This is a genomic window from Micromonospora sp. A3M-1-15, assembly GCF_024213425.1.
GTDB lineage: Bacteria > Actinomycetota > Actinomycetes > Mycobacteriales > Micromonosporaceae > Micromonospora > Micromonospora chersina.
In genome coordinates, this window is record NZ_JANAVK010000001.1 from 1,409,987 (window position 1) to 1,432,515 (window position 22,529).

Below are 22,529 nucleotides of genomic sequence, written 5' to 3' on the forward strand. Positions count from 1 at the left end.
CACCAAGGACGACGGCTCCCGCCCGGAGGTTGACTCGCGGAACCGACCAATCGCGAGACGACGAAAGGCCGCGCTGACCGCGCGGCCTTTCGTGGGACGAGGATCGTCAGGGCGTCCAGTCGGGACGCAGCGGGTAGCCGTTCACCCCCTGCGGACCGTTGTGCGTGGCAACCACCTGGTGCAACTGGATGCCGTTGCGCTCGAAGGCCATCCGGGAGCCGGCCATGTAGAGCCCCCAGACCCGGGCGGTGCCCGGGCCGACCTCGCCGACGCAGAAGTCCCAGTGCTCGACGAGGTTGCGGCACCAGCCGGCCAGGGTCAGCGCGTAGTGCTGGCGCAGGTTCTCCTCGTGGTGCACCTCCAGCCCGGCGTCGTGGATCTCGCTGATCAGCCGGCCCGGGCCGGCCAGCTCGCCGTCCGGGAAGACGTACCGGTCGATGAACGCGCCGGAACGGTGCGGGGCGCGGTTGTCCGCCCGGGTGATGCAGTGGTTGAGCAGCCGGCCGCCGGGCTTGAGCCGGCTGCGCAGCGCCCCGAAGTAGGCCGGGTAGTTGCGCACCCCGATGTGCTCGGTCAGCCCGATCGAGGAGATCGCGTCGAACTGCTCGCGCGGCGCGTCCCGGTAGTCGAGGTGGCGCACCTCGGCGAGGTCACCCAGCCCCTCCCGCTCGATCGCCGCCTGCGCCCACTCGGCCTGCGCCCGCGACAGGGTCACACCCAGCGCCTTGACGCCGTACTCCCGGGCCGCGTGCCGGACCATGCCGCCCCAGCCGCAGCCGACGTCGAGCAGCCGCATTCCCGGCTTCAGCGCCAGCTTGCCGGCGACCAGGTCGTACTTGGCCCGCTGCGCCTCCTCCAGGGTGTCGGTGGGGCTGTGGAAGACCGCGCAGGTGTAGGTCATCGACGGGCCGAGCACCTTCTCGTAGAAGGCGTTCGAGACGTCGTAGTGGTGGGAGATCGCGTTGCTGTCCCGGGCCCGGGAGTGGCGCAGCCCGTTGACCACCCGCTTCCAGCGCGGCGCGGCCTCCTGCGGTGGGGGCGGCGGCGGCAGCAGCCGCTCCCAGCCGAGCCCCTTGACCAGGGTCAACGCCTCGCCCACCGCGGGCATCCGCAGCGGCAACTCGTCCTTGAGCACGCGCAACGCCTCGTACGGGTCGCCCGGGTGGACGCCCTCCAGCCCGAGGTCGCCGCTCACGTAGGCCCGGGCCATGCCCAGGTCACCGGGGGCGGTGAGCAGATAGGACAGCCCGCGTTCGGAGCGGATCGTCAGGGTGATCCCGGCGTCGGCCGGGCCGACCGCGCTGCCGTCGTATCCGGTGATGCGCACGGGCAGGTCGCCCGTGGTGACCGCGCGGATCACGTCCGCCACGGTCGGTCCGCCACGCCGGCCCCCCGCCGGCGGGCCGGCCGGGGCACTCGCCGCCCCGGGAGTTCGGTCGGTCAGACTCATGCTCTCGCTACCGCCTTCTCGTACAGTCCGGTGAGCCGGTGGTCCGGGTCGTAGCGTTCCTTCACGGCGCGCCAGGTCGCCCCGCCGTAGAGCCGGTCGAACGCCGCCCGGTCGTAGTACGCGTCGGAGTAGAGCGACTTGTGCCCGCCCGCGTCCGACACCGCGCGCTCGATCTCCCGGTTGACGTCGCCGTCGGCGGCGCCCTCGGCGATCGGCACGCTCCCCCAGAAACCGATGTTCACATAGGTTTCGCCCGGCTGGAGGGGATACAGCGGCCAGGCCCGGGCGGATCCCGGGCCGGCCGGCTCCCGCAGCCGCAGCGGGCAGAGCCACACCGGGTCCATCCGCACCTCCCGGGCGAACCAGCGCAGGAAGTCGGCGGTCCCGGCGAGCGGGATCTCCACGTCCTGCACCACCCGCTCCCGGGCCGGCCGGCCCCGCCAGCGGTCGATCCGGGCGGCCACCTGGTGCCGGTGCTCCAGCCGGACCAGCCGGTGGTAGAAGTCGCTGCGCCGGTAGCGCTGCGGCCAGAGCCGGCGGACCACCGGGTGCTGCACCCCGAACGCCGCGGAGCACCAGAACCAGTCGGTGTCCCAGCGCCACAGGTAGTCGTAGGTGGTGAGCACGTCCCGGGTGCGCCGGCGCAGCGAGCGGTAGTAGATGTCCTGGCCGGTGTAGTCGCTGGGCCGGCCGTCGGCCTCGTCGGTGAACGTGCCCAGCACCAGGTACGCCTCGCCGGGGCTGAACATCACCCCGTCCATCGCGTCGACCGGCTCGCCCTCCCAGGAGCCCTTGGCGACCACGTCGGCGATCGCGTCGGTCAGCTCCTCCAGCCGGCTGAACCGGATGTTGCGCAGCGCCACGTAGCGGCGGACCGGTTGCAGCTCGATGCGCAGCCGGGTCGCGTAGCCGAGGCTGCCGAGCGAGTTGGGGAAGGCCCGGAAGAGGTCGGCGTGCTCGCCCACCGGCCGGGCGGTGAGGATCTCGCCGGCCCCGGTGAGGATGTCCAGCTCGGTCACCGACTCGTGCGGCAGGCCATTGCGGAACGAGGTGGACTCGATGCCCAGCCCGGTCACCGCGCCGCCCAGCGTGATCGTGCGCAGCTGCGGCACGACCAGCGGCATCAGGTGGTGCGGCAGGGTCGCGTCGACCAGGTCCTCGTAGGTGCACATGCCCTGCACGTCGGCGGTCCGGGCGTCCGGGTCGACGGAGAGCACCCCGGTCAGGCCGCTCACGTCCAGGCCGGGGGTGCGCGGCGCGGACCGGGGCCGGAACAGGTTGGAGGTCTGCTTGGCCAGCCGTACGGGTTCCCCGGCGGGCACCGCGGCGTACGAGCGCCGCAGCGCGTCCACCGCCCGCTCATGATCACGGACAGCGTGCATGAGATCACCTTACGCCTGGGTACGACAATTCGTGGGATGTCCACGGTGGCCTTTTCGCGGCCGCCCGGAAACCCGCGGGTTACCGTGGCGGGCATGTCCTCCCCCGCGCTCACCGCCCTGGACGCCGCCGGCCTGCCCTACCGGGTGATCCGGCACGGCCCGGTGCGCAGCCTCGCCGAGGCGGCGGCGGCGCGCGGCGTCGCGGTCCCCGACGTGGTCAAGACGATCGTGGTCCGCCGCGGCGAGGACGACCACCTGTTCGTGCTCACCCCCGGCGACCGGGTCGTCTCCTGGCCGAAGCTGCGCCAACTGCTCGGGGTGAGCCGGATGTCCATGCCGGACGCGGCGGCGGCCCGGGCGGCCACCGGCTACGAGCGCGGCACCATCACCCCGTTCGGCGCCAGCACCGCCTGGCCGGTGGTCGCCGACGAGCGGCTGCGCGGCCGGGAGATCACCCTCGGCGCGGGCGAGCACGGGGTGGCCGTCGCGGTCGACGCCGACGCCGCCCTCGCCGCGCTCGACGCCACCGTCGCCGACGTCACCGACCCGGAGCCAGCCCGCTGAGCGGGTGGCCGCCGCCCGGTTGCCGGCATAGCGTGGGAGCCATGCCGAAAGCCGTCTGGAACGACCTGGTCATCGCGGAGAGCGACGACACCGTGCTGGTCGAGGGCAACCACTACTTCCCCCGTACGGCCCTGCGTGACGACCTGATCCGGGACTCCGACACCCACACGGTCTGCCCGTGGAAGGGCACCGCCTCCTACTACACCCTCGAACACGCGGGCACCACCAGCCCGGACGCCGTCTGGTACTACCCCGACCCCAAGCCGGAGGCGGAGATGGTGCGCGACCGGGTGGCGTTCTGGAAGGACGTCCGGGTCGTCGACTGACGCACCCGCCGCCGGGGCGACTGGCTCTCGACGGCCCCCGTGGGTCAGGATGCCCCCATGGCCGACCCGCGCACCGACCCGTCCGGCACCGTCTACGGCGGCCGCCGCCCGGCCCGCCGCGGGCTGCCGCAGGACCCGCTGATGCGGATCGCGCTGGGCGTCGCCCTGGTGGGCGTACTCCTGGGGGTGTTCTTCGCCACCGGCGTGCTCGGCGGCGGCGGCGACCAGCCGGTGGTGCCGGCGGCGGCCGTGCCGACCCCGGCGGCGAGCGAGTCGAGTGCGGCCCCGGCCACGACGGAGCCCGCTCCCACCACGGCCGCGCCCTCGCCGAGCGCCGCCCCGACCACGCCGGCGGCCCCCGCGGCCACGCCGAGGGTGCTCCGCGGGGTGCCCTCCGGGCTCTGCCTCGGGGTGACCGGCGAGGACCCGGAGGGCGCGAAAGCCGCGCTGGCCGACTGCACCGGTGGGCCGGAACAGCAGTGGGTGGTCACCCCGGTGGCCGCCGACACCTACGTCCTGGTCAACGCCGCCAGCGGCAAGTGCCTGGACGTGTTCGAGCAGCGCACCGACGACGGCACGGACCTGGTGCAGTGGTCCTGCAACGGCCAGGCCAACCAGCAGTGGAAGCTCAACCCGACCGGGTCCGGCCCGGTGCTGCTGGTCGCCGTGCACAGCGGCAAGTGCGCGCAGGTCGACGACGCCGGCACCGAGGCCGGGAGCCGGCTCGAACAGGCCCCCTGCAACGGCGCCCCCGAGCAGCAGTGGGCGGTCGGCTGACCGGTCAGCCCCGTTGACGCTCTCTCCGCCCTAAAAGACGGAAATTCCCTCCACGCTGCGCGTGGAACACGCGGCGTCCGGGTGGATTACCGCTTCACCGCGCGGCGCCACCATCGCTGGTGGTCTTACCTGCGCTCCACGGTCGTTTGAGTTGTCCGCCCGTCCGGCGGCCAACACGTTGATGGCGGCGTTCACATCCCGGTCGTGGGCTGCTCCGCATGAGCACTCCCACGACCGGACGGTGAGCGGCAGCTTGTCGTTGATGCGCCCACACTCCGAGCACCGGCGGGTGGACGGGAAGAATCGATCCACCCGGGCGAAGGTGCGCCCGTATCGGGCGGCCTTGTACTCCAACATGCCGACGAAGGACGCCCAGCCGGCGTCGTGCACAGACTTGGCCAGCCGGGTCCGGCCGAGACCGACGACGCACAGGTCCTCGACGTACACCGCTTGGCTGTCGCGGATGACCTGTGTCGAGAGCTTGTGCTGCCAGTCCCGCCGGGTGTCGGCCACCCGGGCATGCGCCCGGGCCACCTTGACGACGGCCTTGGCGCGGTTGTTGCTGCCCCGCTTTTTGCGGGACAGGTCCTGCTGCAACCGGCGCAGCTTACGGGCGGCCCGGCGCAGGAACTTCGGCGCGGTGATCTTCGTGCCGTCGGACATGACCGCGAAGTGGGTCAGCCCCAGGTCGATACCCACCTCGGACTCGGCCGGCGGCAGCGGCTCATCGCTGGTCTGGACGACGAACGAGGCGAAGTACCGGCCGGCCGCGTCCTTGATCACCGTCACCGAGCTGGGGTCCGCCGGCAGGGTCCGCGACCAGCGCACCGCCAGGTCGCCTATCTTCGGCAGGCGCAGCCGACCGTTGTCCAGCACCTTGAATCGGGCGTTGCGAGTAAATCGGATGGCCTGCCGGTGGTCCTTGCGCGACCGGAACCGCGGCGGCGCGACCTTGCAGCCCTTGCGCTCGCCCGACAGTGAGGCGAAAAAGTTGCGGTACGCCACGTTCAGATCCGCGAGGGCCTGCTGGAGCACCACCGACGACACCTCGCCCAGCCACGCCCGCTCGGGAGTGCGCTTGGCCTCCGTGATGACCCGCTTGGACAAGTCGCCGTCCGACAGGTACGGCTCACCCGCCTCGTGGGCCGTCTGACGCGCGCGCAGCCCGTCGTTGAACACCACCCGCGCGCACCCGAACGCCCGCGCCAGCGCTTCCCGCTGGCCAGACGTCGGGTAGACGCGGTAGTGGTAACGGAGCTGCACATTAGACAGTCTAACATTGGTCTATGGCCGAACTTCCGGACGTACGCACCGGTAGACATTGCACCTTCGTCCTACATGCCCACTTGGTCTTCGTGACGAAGTACCGGCACAAGGTATTCGCCGACCGGCACCTGGCCCGGCTGGAAGAGGTCATGCAGGCGGTGTGCGCCGACTTCGAATGCGAGCTGACCGAGTTCAACGGCGACGGCGAACACGTGCACCTGCTGGTCAACTTCCCACCCAAGGTCACCCTGTCGAAGCTCGTGAACAGCCTCAAGGGCGTGTCCTCCCGGCGGATGCGGCAGGAATTCCCCGACCTGGCAGGCCACTACTATCAGGCCAATAAACTGTGGTCCGCCTCCTACTTCGCCGGGACAGTCGGCGGCCCACCCCTAACCGCTCTACAGCAGTACATCGAACAGCAGAACCGGCCAGGTTAGAGCACACTCGGGCCTAGCCAGCCCTCCCACGCGGGCCTTCACACCCGCCCTGAAGGGCGGAGTACTAGCCCGCGTCTCGGTAGCTCCAGGCCCGGCGGCCGACCGCGACCGGCAGCGCGAACGCCGGCTCGTCGCCACGGCGGCGCAGCAGCAGGGAGAGCCCGGCCGCGCCGATCGACAGGGCGCCGGCCACGTACCAGGCCGCCGCGTAGTCGCCGAGCCGGTCGCGGACCAGGCCGGCCCCGGTCGCGGCGAGTGCCGCGCCGACCTGGTGGGCGGCGAACACCCAGCCGAAGACCACCGCGCCGGACGCGCCGAACCACTCCCGGCACAGCGCCACGGTGGGCGGCACGGTGGCCACCCAGTCCAGGCCGTAGAAGACGATGAAGACCAGCATGCTCGGCCGCGCGGAACCCGCGAAGAGGCTCGGCAGCACCAGCAGCGACGCGCCGCGCAGCGCGTAATAGGCGCCGAGCAGCAGCCGGCTGTCCACCCGGTCGGTGAGCCAGCCGGAGGCGATCGTGCCGACGATGTCGAAGAGCCCGACCAGGGCGAGCAGCCCAGCCGCGGTGGTCTCGGCCATGCCGTGATCGTGGGCGGCCGGCACGAAGTGGGTGCCGACCAGACCGTTGGTGGTCGCGCCGCAGATCGCGAAGCCACCAGCGAGCAGCCAGAACGGCCGGGTCCGCGCGGCGGCGGCGAGCGCGCCGACCGCCCGGGCCGCCGCACCGCCGGCCGGCGGCGCCGGGGGCACCACCTCGGTCGCGCCGTAGGCGGGCAGGTCGAGATCCGCCGGGTGCTCGCGGAGCAGCCACACCACCAGGGGTACGACGGCCAGTGCGGCCCCGGCCACGACCAGCGCCGCCACCCGCCAGCCGTGGTCGCGCACCAGCACGGCGACCAGCGGGAGGAAGACCAACTGGCCGGCGGCCCCGCCGGCGGTGAGCACACCGGTGACCAGGCCCCGGCGCCGGACGAACCAGCGCCCGGTGACCGTCGCCACGAAGGCCAGCGCCATCGAGCCGGTGCCCAGCCCGACCAGCACGCCCCAGCAGAGAATCAACTGCCAGCTCGCGGTCATCCCCACGGTCAGCGCGCTGCCCAGGGCGACCAGCACCAGCGCGCCGGCGACCACCCGGCGGATGCCGAACCGGTCCATCAGCGCGGCGGCGAACGGGGCGGTGAGCCCGTAGAGCATGAGGTTGACCGAGACGGCGGCGGAGATGGTCGCCAGGGGCCAGCCGAACTCGGCGTGCAGCGGATGCAGCAGCACGCCGGGGGTGGCGCGGAAGCCGGCGGCGCCGACCAGGGCGACGAACGAGACGCCGGCCACGAACCAGGCCGGATGCAGACGGTGTCGGGTCACGCTCCGAGTCTCGGCGGGGCGGCCCGGCGCGACGAGTGGCCGGAAAGCCATGATGCGCAATAATCGGGCCATGACCCCGCACCGCATCGCCGTCCTCGCCCTCGACGGGGTGGTCGGCCTCGACCTCGGCACCCCGGCCCAGGTCTTCGGCACCGCCCGCACCGGGGACCTGACGCCGCTCTATCGCGTCCAGGTCTGCACCCCGGGCGGCCGGCCCATCCGCAGCACGGCCGGCTTCCAGGTCGTTCCCGACCACGGCCTGGAGCTGTTGGACTCCGCCGACACGGTGATCGTCCCCGGCATCCACGGCGGCGCGCCGCTGACCGACGGGACGCTGGACCCCGAGGTGGCGGCGGCACTGCGGGCCGCCCACGAGCGCGGCGCCCGGATCATGTCCATCTGCACGGGCGCCTTCGTGCTGGCCGCCGCCGGCCTGCTCGACGACCGCCGCGCCACCACCCACTGGGCGTACGCCGACCGGTTCCGCCGGCTGCACCCCCGCGTGGACCTCGACCCGGACGTGCTCTTCGTCGACGGCGGCGAGGTGCTCACCTCAGCCGGGGTGGCCGCCGGCATCGACCTCTGCCTGCACGTCATCCGCACCGACCACGGCAGCGCGGTGGCCAACCGGTCGGCCCGGCGCTGCGTGGTGCCACCGTGGCGGGAGGGCGGCCAGGCCCAGTACATCGAGCGCCCGGTGCCCCGGACCGCCGAGACCGGCACCGCGGCCACCCGCGAGTGGGCCCGGCAGCGGCTGCACGAACCGGTGGCGCTGCGGGAGCTGGCCGCGCACGCGCGGATGAGCGTCCGCACCTTCACCCGGCACTTCCGCTCCGAGACCGGGCTCAGCCCGGCGCAATGGCTGCTCCAGCAGCGCACCGAGCACGCCCGGCTGCTGCTGGAGACCACCGACCTGACCGTCGACCAGATCGCCCGGCACGCCGGCTTCGGCACCACCGCCGCCCTGCGGCAGCACTTCCACTCCCGGGTCGGGGTCGCCCCCACCGCCTACCGCCGTACCTTCCGCCGGACCCCCGAGCCGGTGGCACCTCGACCCTGACCTGCTCGGCCCGGTGGCGGCTCTGCGCTCGGCCCTGGGCGGTCCGGTTTGGCTGCCGTCAGGCGAGGTGGGGCTGGCGGCGGAGGGCGCGGAGTTGGGCCAGGTGCATGGGGAGGTGGACGCGGGTGTGCAGGTCGAGGGCGCGACCCCAGGGCAGCGACTCGTCCACGTCCAGGTCGAAGCCCTCGCGCAGCACGGTGTCGACCGGAGTCTCGGCAGCCGGGCCGAGCCGGTCCGCGAGGGCGCAGAGTTTCTGGCTGGTGGCCCGGAGCAGGGCGGACAGCCCGTCCAGCCCGCCGCACTCGGAGGCCAGCGCGTCGAGCTGTGGCCGGTGGATGGTCTCCAGGTCGTAGTAGGCGAACGGCGAGCCGACCAGCACCGCCTCGGTCGCCTCGCTCATCAGCTCGTCGTTGGCGGCGAGGTGCGCCACGATCTGCTCGGCGCTCAACTCCCCCTCCGGGGGCGGCCCGAAGCCGCCCGCGTCCACCTCCGCGAGCACCGACTCGTACGCCCGCCGCAGCGCTGCGGCGTCCACCTCGTCCATGCCCGAATCCAACCCCCGCCCCCGGCAACCGCACCGCGGTTACCCCGCCCTCTTCACCCGGACGGGGCTCCACCCCTCCCGATCTCGCGAGTTTCCGTTCCCTGCAAACGGCAACTTGCCAAGATCCGGATACGCAGCTGGCCGGCACCCCGTCGGGGTGCCGGCCAGCGTTCGTGTTCTGGGTCAGCTGTTCCAGTGCTGGGCGACGATGTCGGCGGCCTGCTGCTCCCACTGCGCGTAGGCGTCCGGGTAGGCCGACACCTGCACGGTCTGGGCGGCCTCGGTCAGCGGCATGTCCTGCCAGCCGTCGACCTGCTTCAGACCCTTCTCGAACGCCAGGGTCGAGTACTCGGGGTCGGTGATCTGCTCCGGCGTGCCCCAACCACTGGACGGCCGCTGCTGGAACAGACCCAGCGAGTCATGGTCATTCTTGTCGCCGAGGTGGCCCAGGTTCTCCAGCTTCGACTCCTGAAGCGAGGTGGCGATCGAGATGACCGCGGCCCGCTCCGGCAGACCGGCCTTCTTCGTGGCGGCGATGATCGCCTTGGCGTTGGCGGTCTGCTCGTCGTTCAGGGTGATCTTCGACTGGGCGCCCTGCACACCGTGCGGGATGAGCTTGTCGCTCTGCACGGCCACGGCGACCGGCTTGGTGCTGTTCACCGGCTCAGCGGCGTGGGCGGCGACCGGACCGGCGAAGATGCCACCGGTGAAGGCCAGACCAGCAATACCGAGCACGCTCTTACGCAGCATCGTGTTCATGGGGGAAAGCTCCATTCGGGGGTTGGCGCACACGCCGATGGGGGTCGGCTAGCGCGCAAGCACCGTCAGGCGCTCAAAAAGGGGGAAAGCCTTGGGGGGATCATCCGGTGCGCGGGGCGGGGCCTCTTCGCAGCGCCGGGACCATGTACAACGACCGGCGAGCCACCATCATTCCGGGGCCAGCCACCCCGCCTGGCGGGGCTGATCTTCCTTCGGCCGGCACCCGGTCGCGCCGGGGGCGTCTTCCTCGGTCGTTCACGGGGATACAACGACGCCCACCGGCCCGCCATTCCGCCGCCGGAGTGCCGCCGACCACCCCCGAAACGGACACCCCGCCCAGGCGACCGCAGCCGGTGGAACAGCATGGGTGTATCCGGACCCCGGAGACAGCCATGACGTTCCACCCAACGCCCCTCGCGCACCGTCAGTGGAACGCCATGGAGGTGTCCTGCCCCCGGAGACACACAAGGCGTTCCACTCAGCCCCTGCGGTCCGCGCCCGAAGCGGACATTCACCCCAGGCCCGAAATCGGCTTGGACCAACGACCTCGAACTCGGCCCACCCACTCGGCCCCTTTGCTCTGCTGCCACGGACGCAACACCCCGAGACCTCCCTCGCTGCGTGTAGGGCTGCAAAGCAAAGGCGGTGACTGAGCGCCCGCCACCACGTGCTGGAACGATCGGATCTGGTCCGTTCCGACCTGGCATTCGGGCGTTCGGGGGCAGAAACCCAGGGTCAGCGGCGGCCGTGGCGGGCGCGGAGGTAGTCGGAGACGACGTACTCGCCGAGGTCGTCGAGGTCCGGCGTGAACATCCGCCCCTTGGAGCGGCGGGCCACCGCGTCCACGAAGCGGCGCAGGCCCGGGTCGTCGCCGAGCATGAACAGGTTGAGCGTGGCGCCGTACCGGGTCAGCTTGTCCACCTCGCGGATGGTCGCCTCGATGGTCTCCGGCAGCGGCGGCCAGTGGAAGTAGGCCTCGCCGTCCTCCGGGTCCAGATGGGCGGTGGGCTCGCCGTCGGTGACCACCAGCACGACCGGCTCGGCGCCGGGGTGCCGGCGCAGGTGCCGCCCGGCCAGCCGCAGCGCGTGCTGGAGGTTGGTGCCCTGCTCCATGTCCGGCTCCACCGCGGCCAACTCCTGCTGGGTCAGCGGCATGGCCTCCCGGCCGAACCCGATGATCTGCAGGGCATCCTGCGGGAAGCGGGTCGCCATCAGGTGCGACAGGGCCAGCGCCGTCTGCTTCATCGGGCCCCAGCGCCCCTGCGAGATCATCGAGTAGGACAGGTCGACGCAGAGCGCCACCGCCGCCGACGCCCGCCGCTCGGTCTCCACCACCTCGAAGTCCTCGACCGCGAGCTGCACCGGCACCCCGGGGCCGGCCCGGCGGATCGCGCGGGTGAGGGTGCGGACCACGTCGAGGGGCTGCTCGTCGCCGTACTCCCACTGCCGGGAGGCGCCGCTCACCTCGCCGGCCGCGCCCGCCGAGCGCAGGTCGTGCTGGCCGCGCGGGCCGGCGGTCAGGTCGGCGAAGACCCGGCGCAGGGCGGTGCCGGCGAGCCGGCGCAGCGCCTTCGGACTGAGCGTCAGCCCTTCGGCGTCCCGGGTCACCCAGCCCTGCCGGCGCAGCTCGCGTTCCAGTTCCCGCAGCCGGCGTACGTCGTCGGCGGCGTCCCGGCCCAGCGTCCGGGCGACCGCCTCCACGTCGACGTCGTCCAGGGTGGCGCCGGGGTGGTCCTGGTCGAGGGAGTCGAGCAGTTCGTCCAGCTCGGCGATCTCGCCGAGCGCGCCGGTGGCCTCGCCGTAGCCGAGCGGCTGGTCGCCCCGGATCCGCTCGCCGCGCTGCCAGTTGAGGTCGGGGCGCAGCGACCGCAGGTGGGCGTCCAGCTGGGACAGTTCCCCGGCCAGCTGCTCGCCGAGGGACTGGCGCATGAGCCCGGCCAGTTCCTCGCGCTGCCGGTCGGAGAGGGACCGCATGAGCCGTTCCCCGGCCGCGGACCGGCGGGCCAGGACGTCGATCAGCTCGTCGACGTCCTTCGGCCGCTCCGGGAAGAACTCGCCGTGCCGGCGCATGAACTCGGCGAACGCGTCGGTGGTGTCCTCGGACCGACCGTGCCGGGCGAGCAGGTCGTTGAGGTCGCGCATCATCTCGGAGAGCTGGCGCTGGGCGGCCGGGTCGGCGGCGGCCCGCGCCGCGTCGCGCAGCCCGGCGAAGCGCTGCTCCAGCACGTCGCCGCGCAGCCCGTCGAGGATCCGCTGATAGGTCTGCCGCGCCTCGTCGCTGGCCCAGTCGTACCCGGACAGCTCCTCCACGGCCCGTGCGGTCGAGCGGGGCAGGTTGTCCAGCACCGCCTCGGCGAAGCGGGCGGCGTCGCCGTCCCGCCCGCGCAGCTCCTCCCGCTCGGCGGCGAGGGCCTGGTCGAGCAGCGCCTGGGCGCGGGTCACCGCGCCGTCCAGGTCGCCCCGGCGCAGCGCCTCGCGGCGCAGCCGGCGGGCCCGGGCGGCCAGGTCGTCCAGGCCGCCGCGCCCCTGCGGGCCGCGCCGCAGCAGGTCCCGCAGCGCCTCCCGCAGGCTGCCGCCGGCGAGGACCTCCGCGCCGACCGCGTCCACGGCGGCACGTACGTCGTACGGCGGGGCGAGCGGGTCGGGCCCGCCGCGCCACTGCCCGTACCGGAACCGGTTGCCGGCCACGGTCAGCCCCGGCCGCCGTAGACGGTGCGCCCGGACTCGGTGACGTCCTTGCCCAGCCGGCGGGTGAGGTGCAGCCCCTCCAGGACGAACTCGATCCCGGCGGCGGCCTCCTCGGGGGTGGGCGCGTCGCCGAGGCCGAGCCGGTCGAGCACCTTGGCCAGCCCGGGCACGGTGCCGACCTGGCGGAGCAGTTCGGCCGAGGAGACCAGCTCGCCGGTCTCGATCTCGCCGCCCTCGGCGACCAGCGCGGTGAACCCGGAGAGGTCCAGCCCGGCCAGCCGGGCCCGGAACGTCTCGGCGGTGGCGGTCCGCAGCAGGTGGCCGAGGACCTCGATCTCCCGCCCCTCCTCGCCGCTCTCGAACTCGACCTTGCCGCGCAGCGTGGAGGTCACCGAGACGGCGTCGCCGACCCGGGCGACCGGGGCCTCGTGGGCGGCGGTGGCGAGCAGGCCGGCGCGGCGCAGCGCGGCGGCGGCGACGGTCTCCGCGGCGGCGATGGCGAACCGGGCGGAGACGCCGGAGCGCGGGTCCACCGACGGCGACTCCCGGACGGCGCGGGCGAACCGGGCGAGCACCTCCAGCACGTGCTCGGGGACGGTGGCGGCCAGGTCGGCCTCCTGCCGGATCAGCTCCAGCTCCAGCTCCAGGTCGAGCGGGTAGTGGGTGCGGATCTCCGCGCCGAAGCGGTCCTTGAGCGGGGTGATGATCCGGCCCCGGTTGGTGTAGTCCTCCGGGTTGGCGCTGGCCACCAGGAGCAGGTCCAGCGGCAGCCGGAGCTGGTAGCCGCGGACCTGGATGTCCCGCTCCTCCAGCACGTTGAGCAGCGCCACCTGGATGCGTTCGGCCAGGTCGGGCAGCTCGTTGACGGCGAAGACGCCCCGGTTGGTGCGCGGCACCAGTCCGAAGTGGATGGTTTCGGGGTCGCCGAGGGTACGCCCCTGGGCGAGCCGGATCGGGTCGACGTCGCCGATCAGGTCGCCGACGCTGGTGTCCGGGGTGGCCAGCTTCTCGCCGTACCGCATCGAGCGGTGCAGCCAGCCGATCGGGAGGTCGTCGCCGCGCTCGGCGACCAGGGCGCGGGACGCCGGGGTGAGCGGGTGCATCGGGTGCTCGTTGAGCACCGAGCCGGGGATCACCGGGGTCCACTCGTCGAGCAGCGCGCCGAGTGAGCGGATGAGCCGGGTCTTGCCCTGGCCGCGCTCGCCGAGCAGCACCATGTCGTGGCCGGCGAGCAGGGCCCGCTCGACCTCGGGCAGCACCGTGTCCTGGTAGCCGACGATGCCGGGGAAGCGCTCCTCGCCGGCGCGCATCCGGGCGAGGAGGTTGTCGCGGAGTTCCTGCTTGACCGTGCGGTAATCGTGGCCGGACGCCCGCAGCTCGCCGAGCGTGCCGGGCAGGTCGGCGGGCGGGACCGGGGGAACCTGGTTGGGCGCAGTCACCCGACCAACGCTATCTCGGTCGGGTGACCGCGCGCCGCCTTCCGGACGGCCGGATCGTCACGGACGGGGAACGGGCCGCCCGCAGCGGGCGCAGGCGCCCCGCCGCCGCAGGTGGTACGCCAGGGTGGCCGCCCCGAGCGCGACGCCCCAGAGGGGCCAGAGCAGCATCGGCGCGGAGGCGAGGCTGAACTCGTGCCCGATCTGCCAGAACTCCGGCTTCGTCAGGAGCCCGAGGGTGGCCGCCGTCACCGACACCGCGACCAGCGTCGCGGGGACGACCGCCAGCCTGATCGGCACCGGCCGGCCGGCCAGCCCCGGCAGCCATCGGGGGAACCGCTCGCCCCAGGGGCGGACCAGCCCGAGGGTGAGGACCGCCCCGACGGTGGCGAACGCGCCCAGCCCGGCGCCGGCCCAGACCAGCCCGGTCTCCTGCATCTCGGCGAGGAAGTCCCGGGAGATGCCCAGCGGGATGCCGGCCGCCCAGGCGAACCGGGTGAGCGCGTAGGCGAACGGGATCAAGGCGGCGGTGTACGCGGCCCAGCGCCCCCAGCGGGCGGCCGAGGCGGGCGAGGTCCAGCCCCGCTCGTCGTCGTCCCGGCCGCAGGTCGGGCAGGCGCCGGCCGTCCGCCGCTGCCAGAGCAGCAGCGCCCCGGCCAGCAGGACGCCGCCCACGAGGGCGGCGCACCGGGCCGCCAGCGGCCAGTCGAAGATCTGCCCGTAGTCGACCGGCGGCCAGCCGAACGGCGCGCCGATGATCAGCATCGGCAGGTAGCCGAGCACGACCAGCACCCGGGCGTCCGGGACGACCACGGTCAGCGCGAAGACGACCGCCCATCCGTAGCCGAGCAGCAGCGCGCGGGGCAGACCGGTACGGCGTACCGTCGCCGGGCCGCTCATGGCGAGCGCCGCGACCGCCGCGAGCAGCAGCACCCCGGCGAAGAGCGGCGCTCCGACGTCCACCGGCAGCAACCGGAGCAGGCTGACGTCGTCGCCGTGCGGGTCGTTGGCGCCGAACGGGTAGCCGGCGCCGGTCAGCGTGGAGATCAGGGCGAGCACGCCCCAGCCGCCGAGCCAGGCGGCGGCGAGCGGGGCGGCCAGGTCGAGCCGCGTGCGGGCGGCCCGACGGGGTGGGGAGAGGGTCGTTGTCGTCATGCCCTCAGCCTCGGCCGGTCAGGCTCCGACTCCCTCCCGCGCCGGGGTGGACCGCCTCCCCCTGGGGAGGGAGCGGTCAGCCGGTCGGCACCACGAAACCCGACTCGTACGCGGCGATCACCGCCTGGGTCCGGTCGCGCACGCCGAGCTTGGCCAGCACGTTGCCGACGTGGGTCTTGACCGTCTCCACGCCGACCACCAGCCGGTCGGCGATCTCCGGGTTGGACAGCCCGGCGGCCATCAGCCGCAGCACCTCGGCCTCCCGCTCGGTGAGCCGGGCCGCCCGCAGCCCGTCGGAGCCCCGGCCGCCGTACGCGCCGACGAGCTGGCGGATCGCCGCCGGGAAGAGCAGGGACTCGCCTGCCGCCACCACGCGGATCGCCTCCACCACCTCGGCCGGCCGGGCCCGCTTGAGCAGGAACCCGCTGGCTCCGGCGCGCAGCGCCTCGTAGACGTACTCGTCGTTGGCGAACGTGGTGACCACCAGGACGCGGGGCGGGTCGGCGGAGGTGGCCAGCAGCCGCCGGGTGGCCTGGATTCCGTCGATGGCCGGCATCCGGACGTCCATGAGCACCACCCGCGGGCGCAGCCGAGCCACCAGGGGCGGCACCTCGGCGCCGTCCGCGGCCTCGCCGACGACCCGCAGGTCCGGCTGGGCGTCCACGATCGCCCGCAGGCCGACCCGGATCAGCTCGTCGTCGTCGACGATCAGCACGTCGATGGTCATCCGGTCTCCTCCCTCGGCGCCGGCAGGGTGGCCCGTACCCGCCAGCGGTCGCCCTCCGGCCCGGCGGTGAGCTGCCCGCCGAGCAGCAGCACCCGCTCCCGCATGCCGTCGAGGCCGCGCCCGCCGCCACCCGGCCCCGTGGCGCCGCGCAGCCCGTTGACCAGCTCGATCTCCAGAAGCCCGTCGGGTACGGCCACCCGCAGCCGCACCGGCCCCCGCCCGTGCCGCGCCGCGTTGGTGAGCCCCTCCTGGACGATCCGGTAGCCCTCCCGGGACACCACTGCGGGCAGCCCGCCCAGCGCGCCGCTGACCCGGGACTCCACGACCAGGCCGGCGGCCCGGGTGTCGGCGACCAGCCGGTCCAGCACGTCGAGGGTGGCCTGCGGCGCGGTGGGGGCGGGCGCCCGCCCGTCCTCGGTCTCCCGGAGCAGCCCGAGCACGTGGTCCAGGTCGTCCATGGCGCGGCGGCTGGTCTCCTCGATGGCGCGCAGCGCCCGCCGGGTGAACTCCGGGTCGGTGTCGAGCAGCTCGCGGGCGGCCCCGGCCTGGAGGGTCGCCACGGTGAGCGCGTGCCCCACCGAGTCGTGCAGCTCGCGGGCCAGCCGGTTGCGCTCGGCCAGCCGGGCGGACCGGGCCTCCAGGGCGGCGATCCGCTCGGCCTGCGCCGGGCCGAGCAGCACCGGGGCCATCGAGGCGGCGAGCGCGCCCAGCCCGGCGACCGCGTACCCGAGCGCGACCAGCAGGGCCAGCCCGGCCAGTCCCGCCGCGACCGGGTGGCCCGGGCCGAACGGGCCGAAGCCGTCGTCGGGCGCGGCGCCGGTGTCGACGCCCGCCAGCCCGGCGAGGAAGACCAGCGCCATGGGGAACGCGCTGATCGCCGCGAACAGCACCAGGCCGCCGGTCAGCAGGTGCAGGGCGATCCAGAGCGCGGCGCGCAGCCGGGTCTCCCGGTCGATCCGGTGGCCCGGGGCGGGCTCGGGCAGGTCGACCGCGAGCAGCGCCCGGGCGGCGGCGATCTCCAGCGCCCGGCTGCCGGCGAGGAACACCGGCACGGCGGCGAGCACCACGGCGACCAGCAGCAGGCCGGCGCCGATCGGGCGGGGCACGTCGTCGTTGCCGAGCAGTTGCGCGAACGTCGCGGCGAGCAGCGCGTACGGCAGGGCGAGCACCCCGCCGAGCAGCAGGAACACGGCACGCCGCCAGGTGCTCCCGCGCACCAGCGGCGCCAGCACACCCCGGACCGTCACCCGGCCATTCTCCCGCCCGAGGGCGGCCCGCCGACTCCCCCGTGACGGGGAGGTCGGGTCAGCGGTGGTCCTGGACGTACTTCTCCGGGTCCTTGTCGCGGAAGGGCAGGTTGCGCCCGTTCTTGTGCTCGCCGTAGAAGGTCAGCCAGCGCTGCCCCAGCTCGGCCCGCAGCTCGACGCTCGCGTGCCGGCGGAAGTCCGGCAGGGCCTCGTCCTCCTCCTCGGCCAGGTGCTCGCTGTTCTCCCGGCGGGCCCGCCACACGGCCTCCCACCAGGCGTCCGAGCCGACCTCGTGCAGCTTCGACTCGGCGACGGCGTCGCGGATCTTGTTGTGGTCGCCGATGGCGTCCTCGGTCTCCTCCGCGCCGTCGTCGCCGTGCCTGACCAGGTGCGGGTAGAGGATGGCCTCCTCGGCCTCGGCATGGATGTCCAGGTGCAGGGCGAGCGCGTCCCAGACGGCCAGCAGCTCGGCCGGGTCGCGGGCGTCGTCGAGGCGGGCGAAGCCGCGGCGGAAGGCGGCGTGGTCGTCGAGGATCAGTGCGGTGATGTCGTCCATGGTGGTCACTTCCGGGTGCGGGCGCGGATCAGCTTGGGTACGGCGGCCAGCCCGGTGACCGGGCGGAACGCGTGGGCGGCGGTGACCAGTGCGGCGTACTCGTCGTCGGCCAGGTCGATCTCGGCGGCGGCGGCGTTGCGCTCCACCTGCTCCACCGCGGACGCGCCGGGGATGGCGACCACGTTGGGGTGCCGGAGCAGGTACGCCAGGGCGATCTGGCTGGGCGTGGCGTCGTGCGCGTCGGCCACCTCGCGCAGGGTGGCGATCAGCTCGGTGCCCCGTTCCAGGTTCTCCGGCAGGAAGTACGGGTTGGCCCGCCGCACCGCCCCGGCGGGCGGGTTCCGGGCGTCGTACCGGCCGGAGAGGAAGCCCTGCCCCAGCGGGCTGTACGCGATGACGATCCGGCCGGCCTGCTCCGCGTACGGGATGAGGTCCTTCTCGGGGCCGCGGTCGACCATGCTGTAGCGGACCTGGTTGCTCAGCACCCGGCGGCCCAGCGCGGCCTCGGCGAACCGCCAGCGGCGCAGGCCGTAGTTGCTGACCCCGACCTCGCCGACCAGCCCGACGTCCTGGAGCGTGCGCATCCCGCGCATGGTGGTGGTGTCGGCGACCACCGGGTTGGGCTGGTGCACCTGGTAGAGGTCGATGCCGGCGACGCCGAGCCGGGCGGCCGAGGCGACCGCCCGCTGCTGCACCACCGGGGCGAGCGGCAGCACCGGGAAGATCTTGCTGGCCACCACGACCTTGGCCCGGTCGTCGCCGAGCGCCGCGCCGAGGATGCGCTCACTGCGGCCGAAGCCGTAGATCTCGGCGGTGTCGAAGAGCGTGACGCCCAGCTCGAGCGCGCGCCGGACGATCTGCGCCGCCCGCTGTTCGTAGTCGGGGCCGTAGCCCCACTCACGCGAGCCGAACTGCCACGTGCCGAGGCCGATCTTGGAGTTGGGCTTGGGGGTGTCGAGCGGGACGTAGCGCATGGACTCGAAGCTACCCAAGCGGGCGGGCCCGCACGCCGGTTCCGGCGGCCCCACCTCCGGCCCGACCTGGGCACCGGGCCGGGACTAGGGTCGGAGGGTGACCTACCTCGCCAGCGAAGACCGTTACGACTCGATGATCTACCGGCGCAGCGGCAGGAGCGGCCTGCGCCTGCCCGCCATCTCGCTCGGGCTGTGGCACAACTTCGGGCCGGACCGGCCGTACGAGCGGCAGCGGGACATCGTCCGGCGCGCCTTCGACCTCGGGATCACCCACTTCGACCTGGCCAACAACTACGGCCCGCCGCCCGGCACCGCCGAGGAGAGCTTCGGCCGGATGCTCGCCACCGACCTGAAGCCGTACCGGGACGAGCTGGTCATCTCCAGCAAGGCCGGCTATCTCATGTGGCCCGGCCCGTACGGCGAGTGGGGTTCGCGCAAGTACCTGATCTCCTCGCTGGACCAGTCGCTGCGCCGGATGGGGCTCGACTACGTCGACATCTTCTACTCGCACCGGTTCGACCCGGACACCCCGCTGGAGGAGACGATGGGCGCGCTGGACGCGGTCGTCCGCTCCGGCAAGGCGCTCTACGTCGGCATCTCCAACTACAACTCGGAGCAGACCGCCCGGGCCGCCGAGATCCTCCGCGAGCTGGGCACGCCGCTGCTGATCAACCAGCCGTCGTACTCGATGCTCAACCGCTGGACCGAGGCCGACGGGCTGCTCGACACGCTGGAGCAGGCCGGCGCCGGCTGCATCGCCTACAGCCCGCTGGCGCAGGGCCTGCTCACCGACCGCTACCTGGGCGGCATCCCGGCCGACTCCCGGGTGCGGACCAGCGTCTTCCTCAACGAGAGCGATCTCAGCGAGGAGAAGATGGCCACCATCCGCGGGCTCGCCGCGGTCGCCGAGCGGCGCGGCCAGAGCCTGGCCCAGCTCGCGCTGGCCTGGGCGCTGCGCGACCCCCGCATGACCAGCCTGATCATCGGGGCGAGCAGCGTGGCCCAGCTGGAGGGGAACGTCGCCGCGCTGGACAACCTCGACCTCGGCGTCGACGAGCTGGCCGAGATCGACCGCCACCTGGGCTGAGGGCTACCAGATCCGGCGCCGGCCGGCCCGGTGGTTGCGGACACCGCACGGCCGGCCGGCCGGCACGCTGCCGGCCCGCCGCAGCCGCAGCGCCACCACGGCCGCGAGCAGCACGGTGACCCCGGCCGCCGCGCCGACCACCACCGGCCGGGGGACGCCGTGGGTGTCGGTCACGGCCGCCACCGGCACCCCGTCCGCCGGGTCGCCGGCCTCGCCGCCGGTCGCGGCCCTCGGCACGGCACGCGGGGCCGCGGCACTCGCCGAGAGCTTGGTACGCGGCGTGGACGCCGCCCCGCCGGACGCCGCCTGGAACACCACGTCGGAGCAGGAGTAGTAGGTGTCCTGGGTGTTCGAGTTCTGCCAGATGGTGTAGATGATGTGCGGTCCGGTGCGCCCGGCCGGCAGCCGCCCCGGCATCTGGTAGGCGCCGTCCCGGATCGGCGGGTCGGTGACCGTCAGGAACGGCTTCTCGTCCAGGTCCGCCCAGGTCAGCCGGCGGGTCGGGGCGTACGAGGCGGTGGTGGCGTAGAACCGGAACGTGCCCTTGTGCGGGATCGTGGTGCGGTAGCGGAAGGTGTGCCGGGCCCCGGCCGTGAGCGTGGTGGCCGGCCAGTCGGTGCGGGGCAGGTCCAGCCCCCGGTACGCGGACAGCCCGCCGCTGCACAGTTCCCCGTCGGGGATGCGTTCCCGGTCCCGCCCGTCGATCCGGGCCACCCGGATGTTGTCCCACTCGCGCACGGCCGTCCCGGCGGCGATCGCGGCCCGGCAGGCCGGCGTCTCCGCCCGGCCGCCCTCCGGACCGCACGCCGCGGCCCGGCTCAACGGGCTGGTCGGGGCGCCGTGCGCGCTCGCCGGAACGCCGGTGAGCAGCAGGGTCGCGGCGACGGCGGCGAGCGCGGCGAGCGTGCGGCGTACGGCCATGTCATCGACCTCCCGGGCACTGGTACGGGCGCGGGCCGGCAAAGGTTCGATCGGCGCGCCGGTGCGCCGAGGCCCATGGGCGGCCCGAGTGCTGGGAGCCGGTCGGCACGACCGGGGCGGTGGCCCTAGCGTGGTCGGCATGCGGGTCGCCGTCTTCAGCACCAAGCCGTACGACCGGGACTTCCTCGCCGAGGCGAACGCGGCGGCCGGGCACGACCTGGTCCTGCTGGAGCCCCGGCTCTCGGTGGAGACGGCGGCGCTGGCGGCCGGCGCCGACGCGGTCTGCGCGTTCGTCAACGACGACCTCGGCGCGCCCGTGCTGGACCGGCTCGCCGCGGCCGGGGTACGCGTGGCGGCGTTGCGCTCGGCCGGCTACAACCACGTGGACGTGGCGGCGGCGACGCGGCTGGGCGTCACCGTGGTGCGGGTCCCGGAATACTCGCCGTACGCGGTGGCCGAGCACTGCGTCGGGCTGATGCTCACGCTCAACCGCCGGATCCACCGCGCGCACAACCGGGTACGCGAGCACAACTTCGCCCTGACCGGGCTGCTCGGCTTCGACCTGCACGGCAAGACCGTCGGAGTGGTCGGCACCGGCAAGATCGGCGTCTGCGTGGCCCGGATCATGGCCGGCTTCGGCTGCCGGGTGCTGGCCAGCGACCCGTACCCGAACCCGGAGGCGCTCGCCGTCGGCGTCGAGTACGTGCCGTTGAAGACCCTGCTGGCCGAGTCGCACGTGGTGACGCTGCACTGCCCGCTGACCCCGGACACGCACCACCTGATCGACGAGGAGCGCATCGCGCAGATGCGCCCCGGGGTGATGCTGATCAACACGAGCCGGGGCGCGCTGGTGGACACCCGGGCCGTGATCCGCGGGCTGAAGACCGGCCGGATCGGACACCTCGGGCTCGACGTCTACGAGGAGGAGACCGAGCTCTTCTTCGAGGACCTCTCCGACCAGATGCTGCGCGACGACGACTTCTCCCGGCTGAGCACCTTCCCGAACGTGCTGATCACCGGTCACCAGGCGTTCTTCACCCGGGAGGCCATGCACAACATCGCCGCCACCACCATCGCCAACCTGAACGCGGTGGAACGGCACGGCCCCGACGGGGTCACCGGGCCGGCCCGGGTCTGCTGACCGAACGGACCACCGGGGCGGCGGTGGAGCGGGGCGCGGCCCTACAGTGACGGCACCCCGTGATCAAGGAGCGTGCCGTGTCCGAGCCGCCACAGACGCCAGAACCGCCCCGATCCGCCCCGGCGGCCGGGTCCGCGGCCGGCGACGTCCCCACCGACGTCACGCCGCACCTGCTCGTCACGTCCGCCGTGGCGGGTGCGCCGCCCGCGGTGCCGTGGCCCGGCCCGGAGGGCCAGCCCGCCTGGGCCATCCCGGTGGTCGTGCCACCCGGCACCCGCGGCTACGCGCTCTTCGTGCCGCTGTTGCCGGTGGCCGAGGCAGAGGCGGGCGCGGCACCCGGGCCGGCGGCCGCCCCGCGGATGCTGGTCCCCGCGCCGGGCGTGCCCACCCAGGCCGCCCCGCCGGCCGTCGAGAGCCCGGCTCCGAGCGGCGCGGCGGCGTCCGGTGGCGGCGGCACCGGCACGACGACCGACGGCGCCGCGACGCCCGCCCTCACGTCCGCCGGACCGTCCGGCTCCGAGGCTCAGCCGGCACCGGCCACGAAGGCCGCCCCGGAACCCGGAGCCGCCCCGGCGAAGTCCGCCACTCCGACCGCCGGACCTGCGACGACCGCGGCCCCGACCATCGGACCAGCGACGACCGCGGCCCCGACCACCGGACCGGCGA

The 22,529-nt window shown here is 73.9% G+C and carries 21 protein-coding genes and 1 pseudogene; 8 read left to right on the top strand and 14 right to left on the bottom strand.

The genetic code is table 11. From position 1 onward, the window contains the following. Window positions 1-106 precede the first annotated feature (106 nt). Together NLX85_RS06445 and NLX85_RS06450 are read right to left on the bottom strand one after the other, a co-directional pair. Window positions 107-1,450, bottom strand: coding sequence for a class I SAM-dependent methyltransferase (locus tag NLX85_RS06445; RefSeq protein WP_254332221.1), 1,344 nt, complete (start codon window positions 1,448-1,450; stop codon window positions 107-109). Then, the gene (locus tag NLX85_RS06450) at window positions 1,447-2,832 is read right to left on the bottom strand and encodes an FAD-binding oxidoreductase (RefSeq protein ID WP_254332223.1); all 1,386 of its coding nucleotides are present in this window, start codon (window positions 2,830-2,832) and stop codon (window positions 1,447-1,449) included. The genes NLX85_RS06445 and NLX85_RS06450 overlap by 4 nt, the downstream gene beginning before the upstream one ends. 93 nt (window positions 2,833-2,925) lie before the next feature. On the opposite strand from NLX85_RS06450, the gene NLX85_RS06455 reads away from it, so the two are divergent. The 3 genes from NLX85_RS06455 to NLX85_RS06465 are packed head-to-tail and all read left to right on the top strand — an operon-like array spanning window position 2,926 to window position 4,499. Beyond that, window positions 2,926-3,396: an aminoacyl-tRNA deacylase gene (locus tag NLX85_RS06455; protein ID WP_254332225.1), complete on the top strand. Its 471-nt coding sequence runs from the start codon at window positions 2,926-2,928 to the stop codon at window positions 3,394-3,396. 41 nt (window positions 3,397-3,437) lie between these two features. Next, a complete protein-coding gene (locus tag NLX85_RS06460) occupies window positions 3,438-3,722 on the top strand; it encodes a DUF427 domain-containing protein (protein WP_254332226.1) in 285 nt (94 codons plus the stop codon). A gap of 57 nt (window positions 3,723-3,779) precedes the next feature. Continuing rightward, entirely contained in the window at window positions 3,780-4,499 is a 720-nt protein-coding gene (locus tag NLX85_RS06465) for an RICIN domain-containing protein (protein WP_254332228.1), read from the top strand. A gap of 30 nt (window positions 4,500-4,529) precedes the next feature. Here NLX85_RS06465 and NLX85_RS06470 read toward each other — a convergent pair whose 3' ends face one another. Continuing rightward, complete coding sequence (locus tag NLX85_RS06470; protein ID WP_254332231.1) at window positions 4,530-5,762, bottom strand: transposase; 1,233 nt, start codon at window positions 5,760-5,762, stop codon at window positions 4,530-4,532. A 23-nt stretch (window positions 5,763-5,785) separates the two neighbouring features. Between NLX85_RS06470 and tnpA the strand changes: the two genes are divergently transcribed. Then, window positions 5,786-6,202 carry an IS200/IS605 family transposase gene (tnpA, locus tag NLX85_RS06475; RefSeq protein ID WP_254332244.1) on the top strand — a complete coding sequence of 139 codons (417 nt, stop codon included), beginning with the start codon at window positions 5,786-5,788 and terminating at the stop codon, window positions 6,200-6,202. A gap of 64 nt (window positions 6,203-6,266) precedes the next feature. On the opposite strand, the gene NLX85_RS06480 is transcribed toward tnpA, so the two are convergent. After that, window positions 6,267-7,568 (bottom strand): MFS transporter, encoded by a 1,302-nt coding sequence (locus tag NLX85_RS06480; RefSeq protein WP_254332246.1) that lies wholly within the window; start codon window positions 7,566-7,568, stop codon window positions 6,267-6,269. Between the two features lie 52 nt (window positions 7,569-7,620). Between NLX85_RS06480 and NLX85_RS06485 the strand changes: the two genes are divergently transcribed. Then, a complete protein-coding gene (locus tag NLX85_RS06485; RefSeq protein ID WP_254332249.1) occupies window positions 7,621-8,628 on the top strand; it encodes a GlxA family transcriptional regulator in 1,008 nt (335 codons plus the stop codon). A 58-nt stretch (window positions 8,629-8,686) separates the two neighbouring features. Here the strand turns inward: NLX85_RS06485 and NLX85_RS06490 are convergent, their stop codons facing one another. The 9 genes from NLX85_RS06490 to NLX85_RS06530 all read right to left on the bottom strand — a co-directional run bounded on the left by NLX85_RS06490 (window position 8,687) and on the right by NLX85_RS06530 (window position 18,714). After that, the gene (locus tag NLX85_RS06490) at window positions 8,687-9,163 is read right to left on the bottom strand and encodes a hypothetical protein (RefSeq protein WP_254333662.1); all 477 of its coding nucleotides are present in this window, start codon (window positions 9,161-9,163) and stop codon (window positions 8,687-8,689) included. 192 nt (window positions 9,164-9,355) lie between these two features. Further along, window positions 9,356-9,931 (bottom strand): hypothetical protein, encoded by a 576-nt coding sequence (locus NLX85_RS06495; protein WP_254332251.1) that lies wholly within the window; start codon window positions 9,929-9,931, stop codon window positions 9,356-9,358. Between the two features lie 735 nt (window positions 9,932-10,666). Then, window positions 10,667-12,619, bottom strand: coding sequence for a VWA domain-containing protein (locus NLX85_RS06500; protein ID WP_254332253.1), 1,953 nt, complete (start codon window positions 12,617-12,619; stop codon window positions 10,667-10,669). Between the two features lie 2 nt (window positions 12,620-12,621). Next, entirely contained in the window at window positions 12,622-14,058 is a 1,437-nt protein-coding gene (locus tag NLX85_RS06505) for a magnesium chelatase (RefSeq protein ID WP_254332255.1), read from the bottom strand. A 57-nt stretch (window positions 14,059-14,115) separates the two neighbouring features. Further along, a complete protein-coding gene (locus NLX85_RS06510) occupies window positions 14,116-15,210 on the bottom strand; it encodes a hypothetical protein (RefSeq protein WP_254332257.1) in 1,095 nt (364 codons plus the stop codon). A gap of 76 nt (window positions 15,211-15,286) precedes the next feature. Continuing rightward, window positions 15,287-15,937, bottom strand: a complete 651-nt coding sequence (locus NLX85_RS06515) for a response regulator transcription factor (protein ID WP_091313429.1) — start codon at window positions 15,935-15,937, stop codon at window positions 15,287-15,289. After that, window positions 15,934-17,184: a sensor histidine kinase gene (locus NLX85_RS06520; protein ID WP_254332259.1), complete on the bottom strand. Its 1,251-nt coding sequence runs from the start codon at window positions 17,182-17,184 to the stop codon at window positions 15,934-15,936. Before NLX85_RS06520 ends, NLX85_RS06515 begins: the two co-directional genes overlap by 4 nt. Window positions 17,185-17,242: 58 nt before the next feature. Continuing rightward, window positions 17,243-17,740 (bottom strand): hemerythrin domain-containing protein, encoded by a 498-nt coding sequence (locus NLX85_RS06525; protein ID WP_254332261.1) that lies wholly within the window; start codon window positions 17,738-17,740, stop codon window positions 17,243-17,245. A 5-nt stretch (window positions 17,741-17,745) separates the two neighbouring features. Further along, complete coding sequence (locus tag NLX85_RS06530) at window positions 17,746-18,714, bottom strand: aldo/keto reductase (RefSeq protein WP_254332263.1); 969 nt, start codon at window positions 18,712-18,714, stop codon at window positions 17,746-17,748. Between the two features lie 97 nt (window positions 18,715-18,811). Here NLX85_RS06530 and mgrA point away from each other — a divergent pair, with 97 nt between their 5' ends. After that, window positions 18,812-19,801 (top strand): L-glyceraldehyde 3-phosphate reductase, encoded by a 990-nt coding sequence (mgrA, locus tag NLX85_RS06535; RefSeq protein ID WP_254332265.1) that lies wholly within the window; start codon window positions 18,812-18,814, stop codon window positions 19,799-19,801. Window positions 19,802-19,804: 3 nt separating this feature from the next. Here the strand turns inward: mgrA and NLX85_RS06540 are convergent, their stop codons facing one another. Continuing rightward, window positions 19,805-20,722: a lytic polysaccharide monooxygenase gene (locus NLX85_RS06540; RefSeq protein WP_254332267.1), complete on the bottom strand. Its 918-nt coding sequence runs from the start codon at window positions 20,720-20,722 to the stop codon at window positions 19,805-19,807. Between the two features lie 139 nt (window positions 20,723-20,861). On the opposite strand from NLX85_RS06540, the gene NLX85_RS06545 reads away from it, so the two are divergent. Together NLX85_RS06545 and NLX85_RS06550 are read left to right on the top strand one after the other, a co-directional pair. Continuing rightward, a complete protein-coding gene (locus NLX85_RS06545; protein ID WP_254332269.1) occupies window positions 20,862-21,863 on the top strand; it encodes a 2-hydroxyacid dehydrogenase in 1,002 nt (333 codons plus the stop codon). Between the two features lie 77 nt (window positions 21,864-21,940). Continuing rightward, window positions 21,941-22,529 (top strand): annotated as a pseudogene (locus tag NLX85_RS06550) (DUF4173 domain-containing protein); the annotation flags it as partial.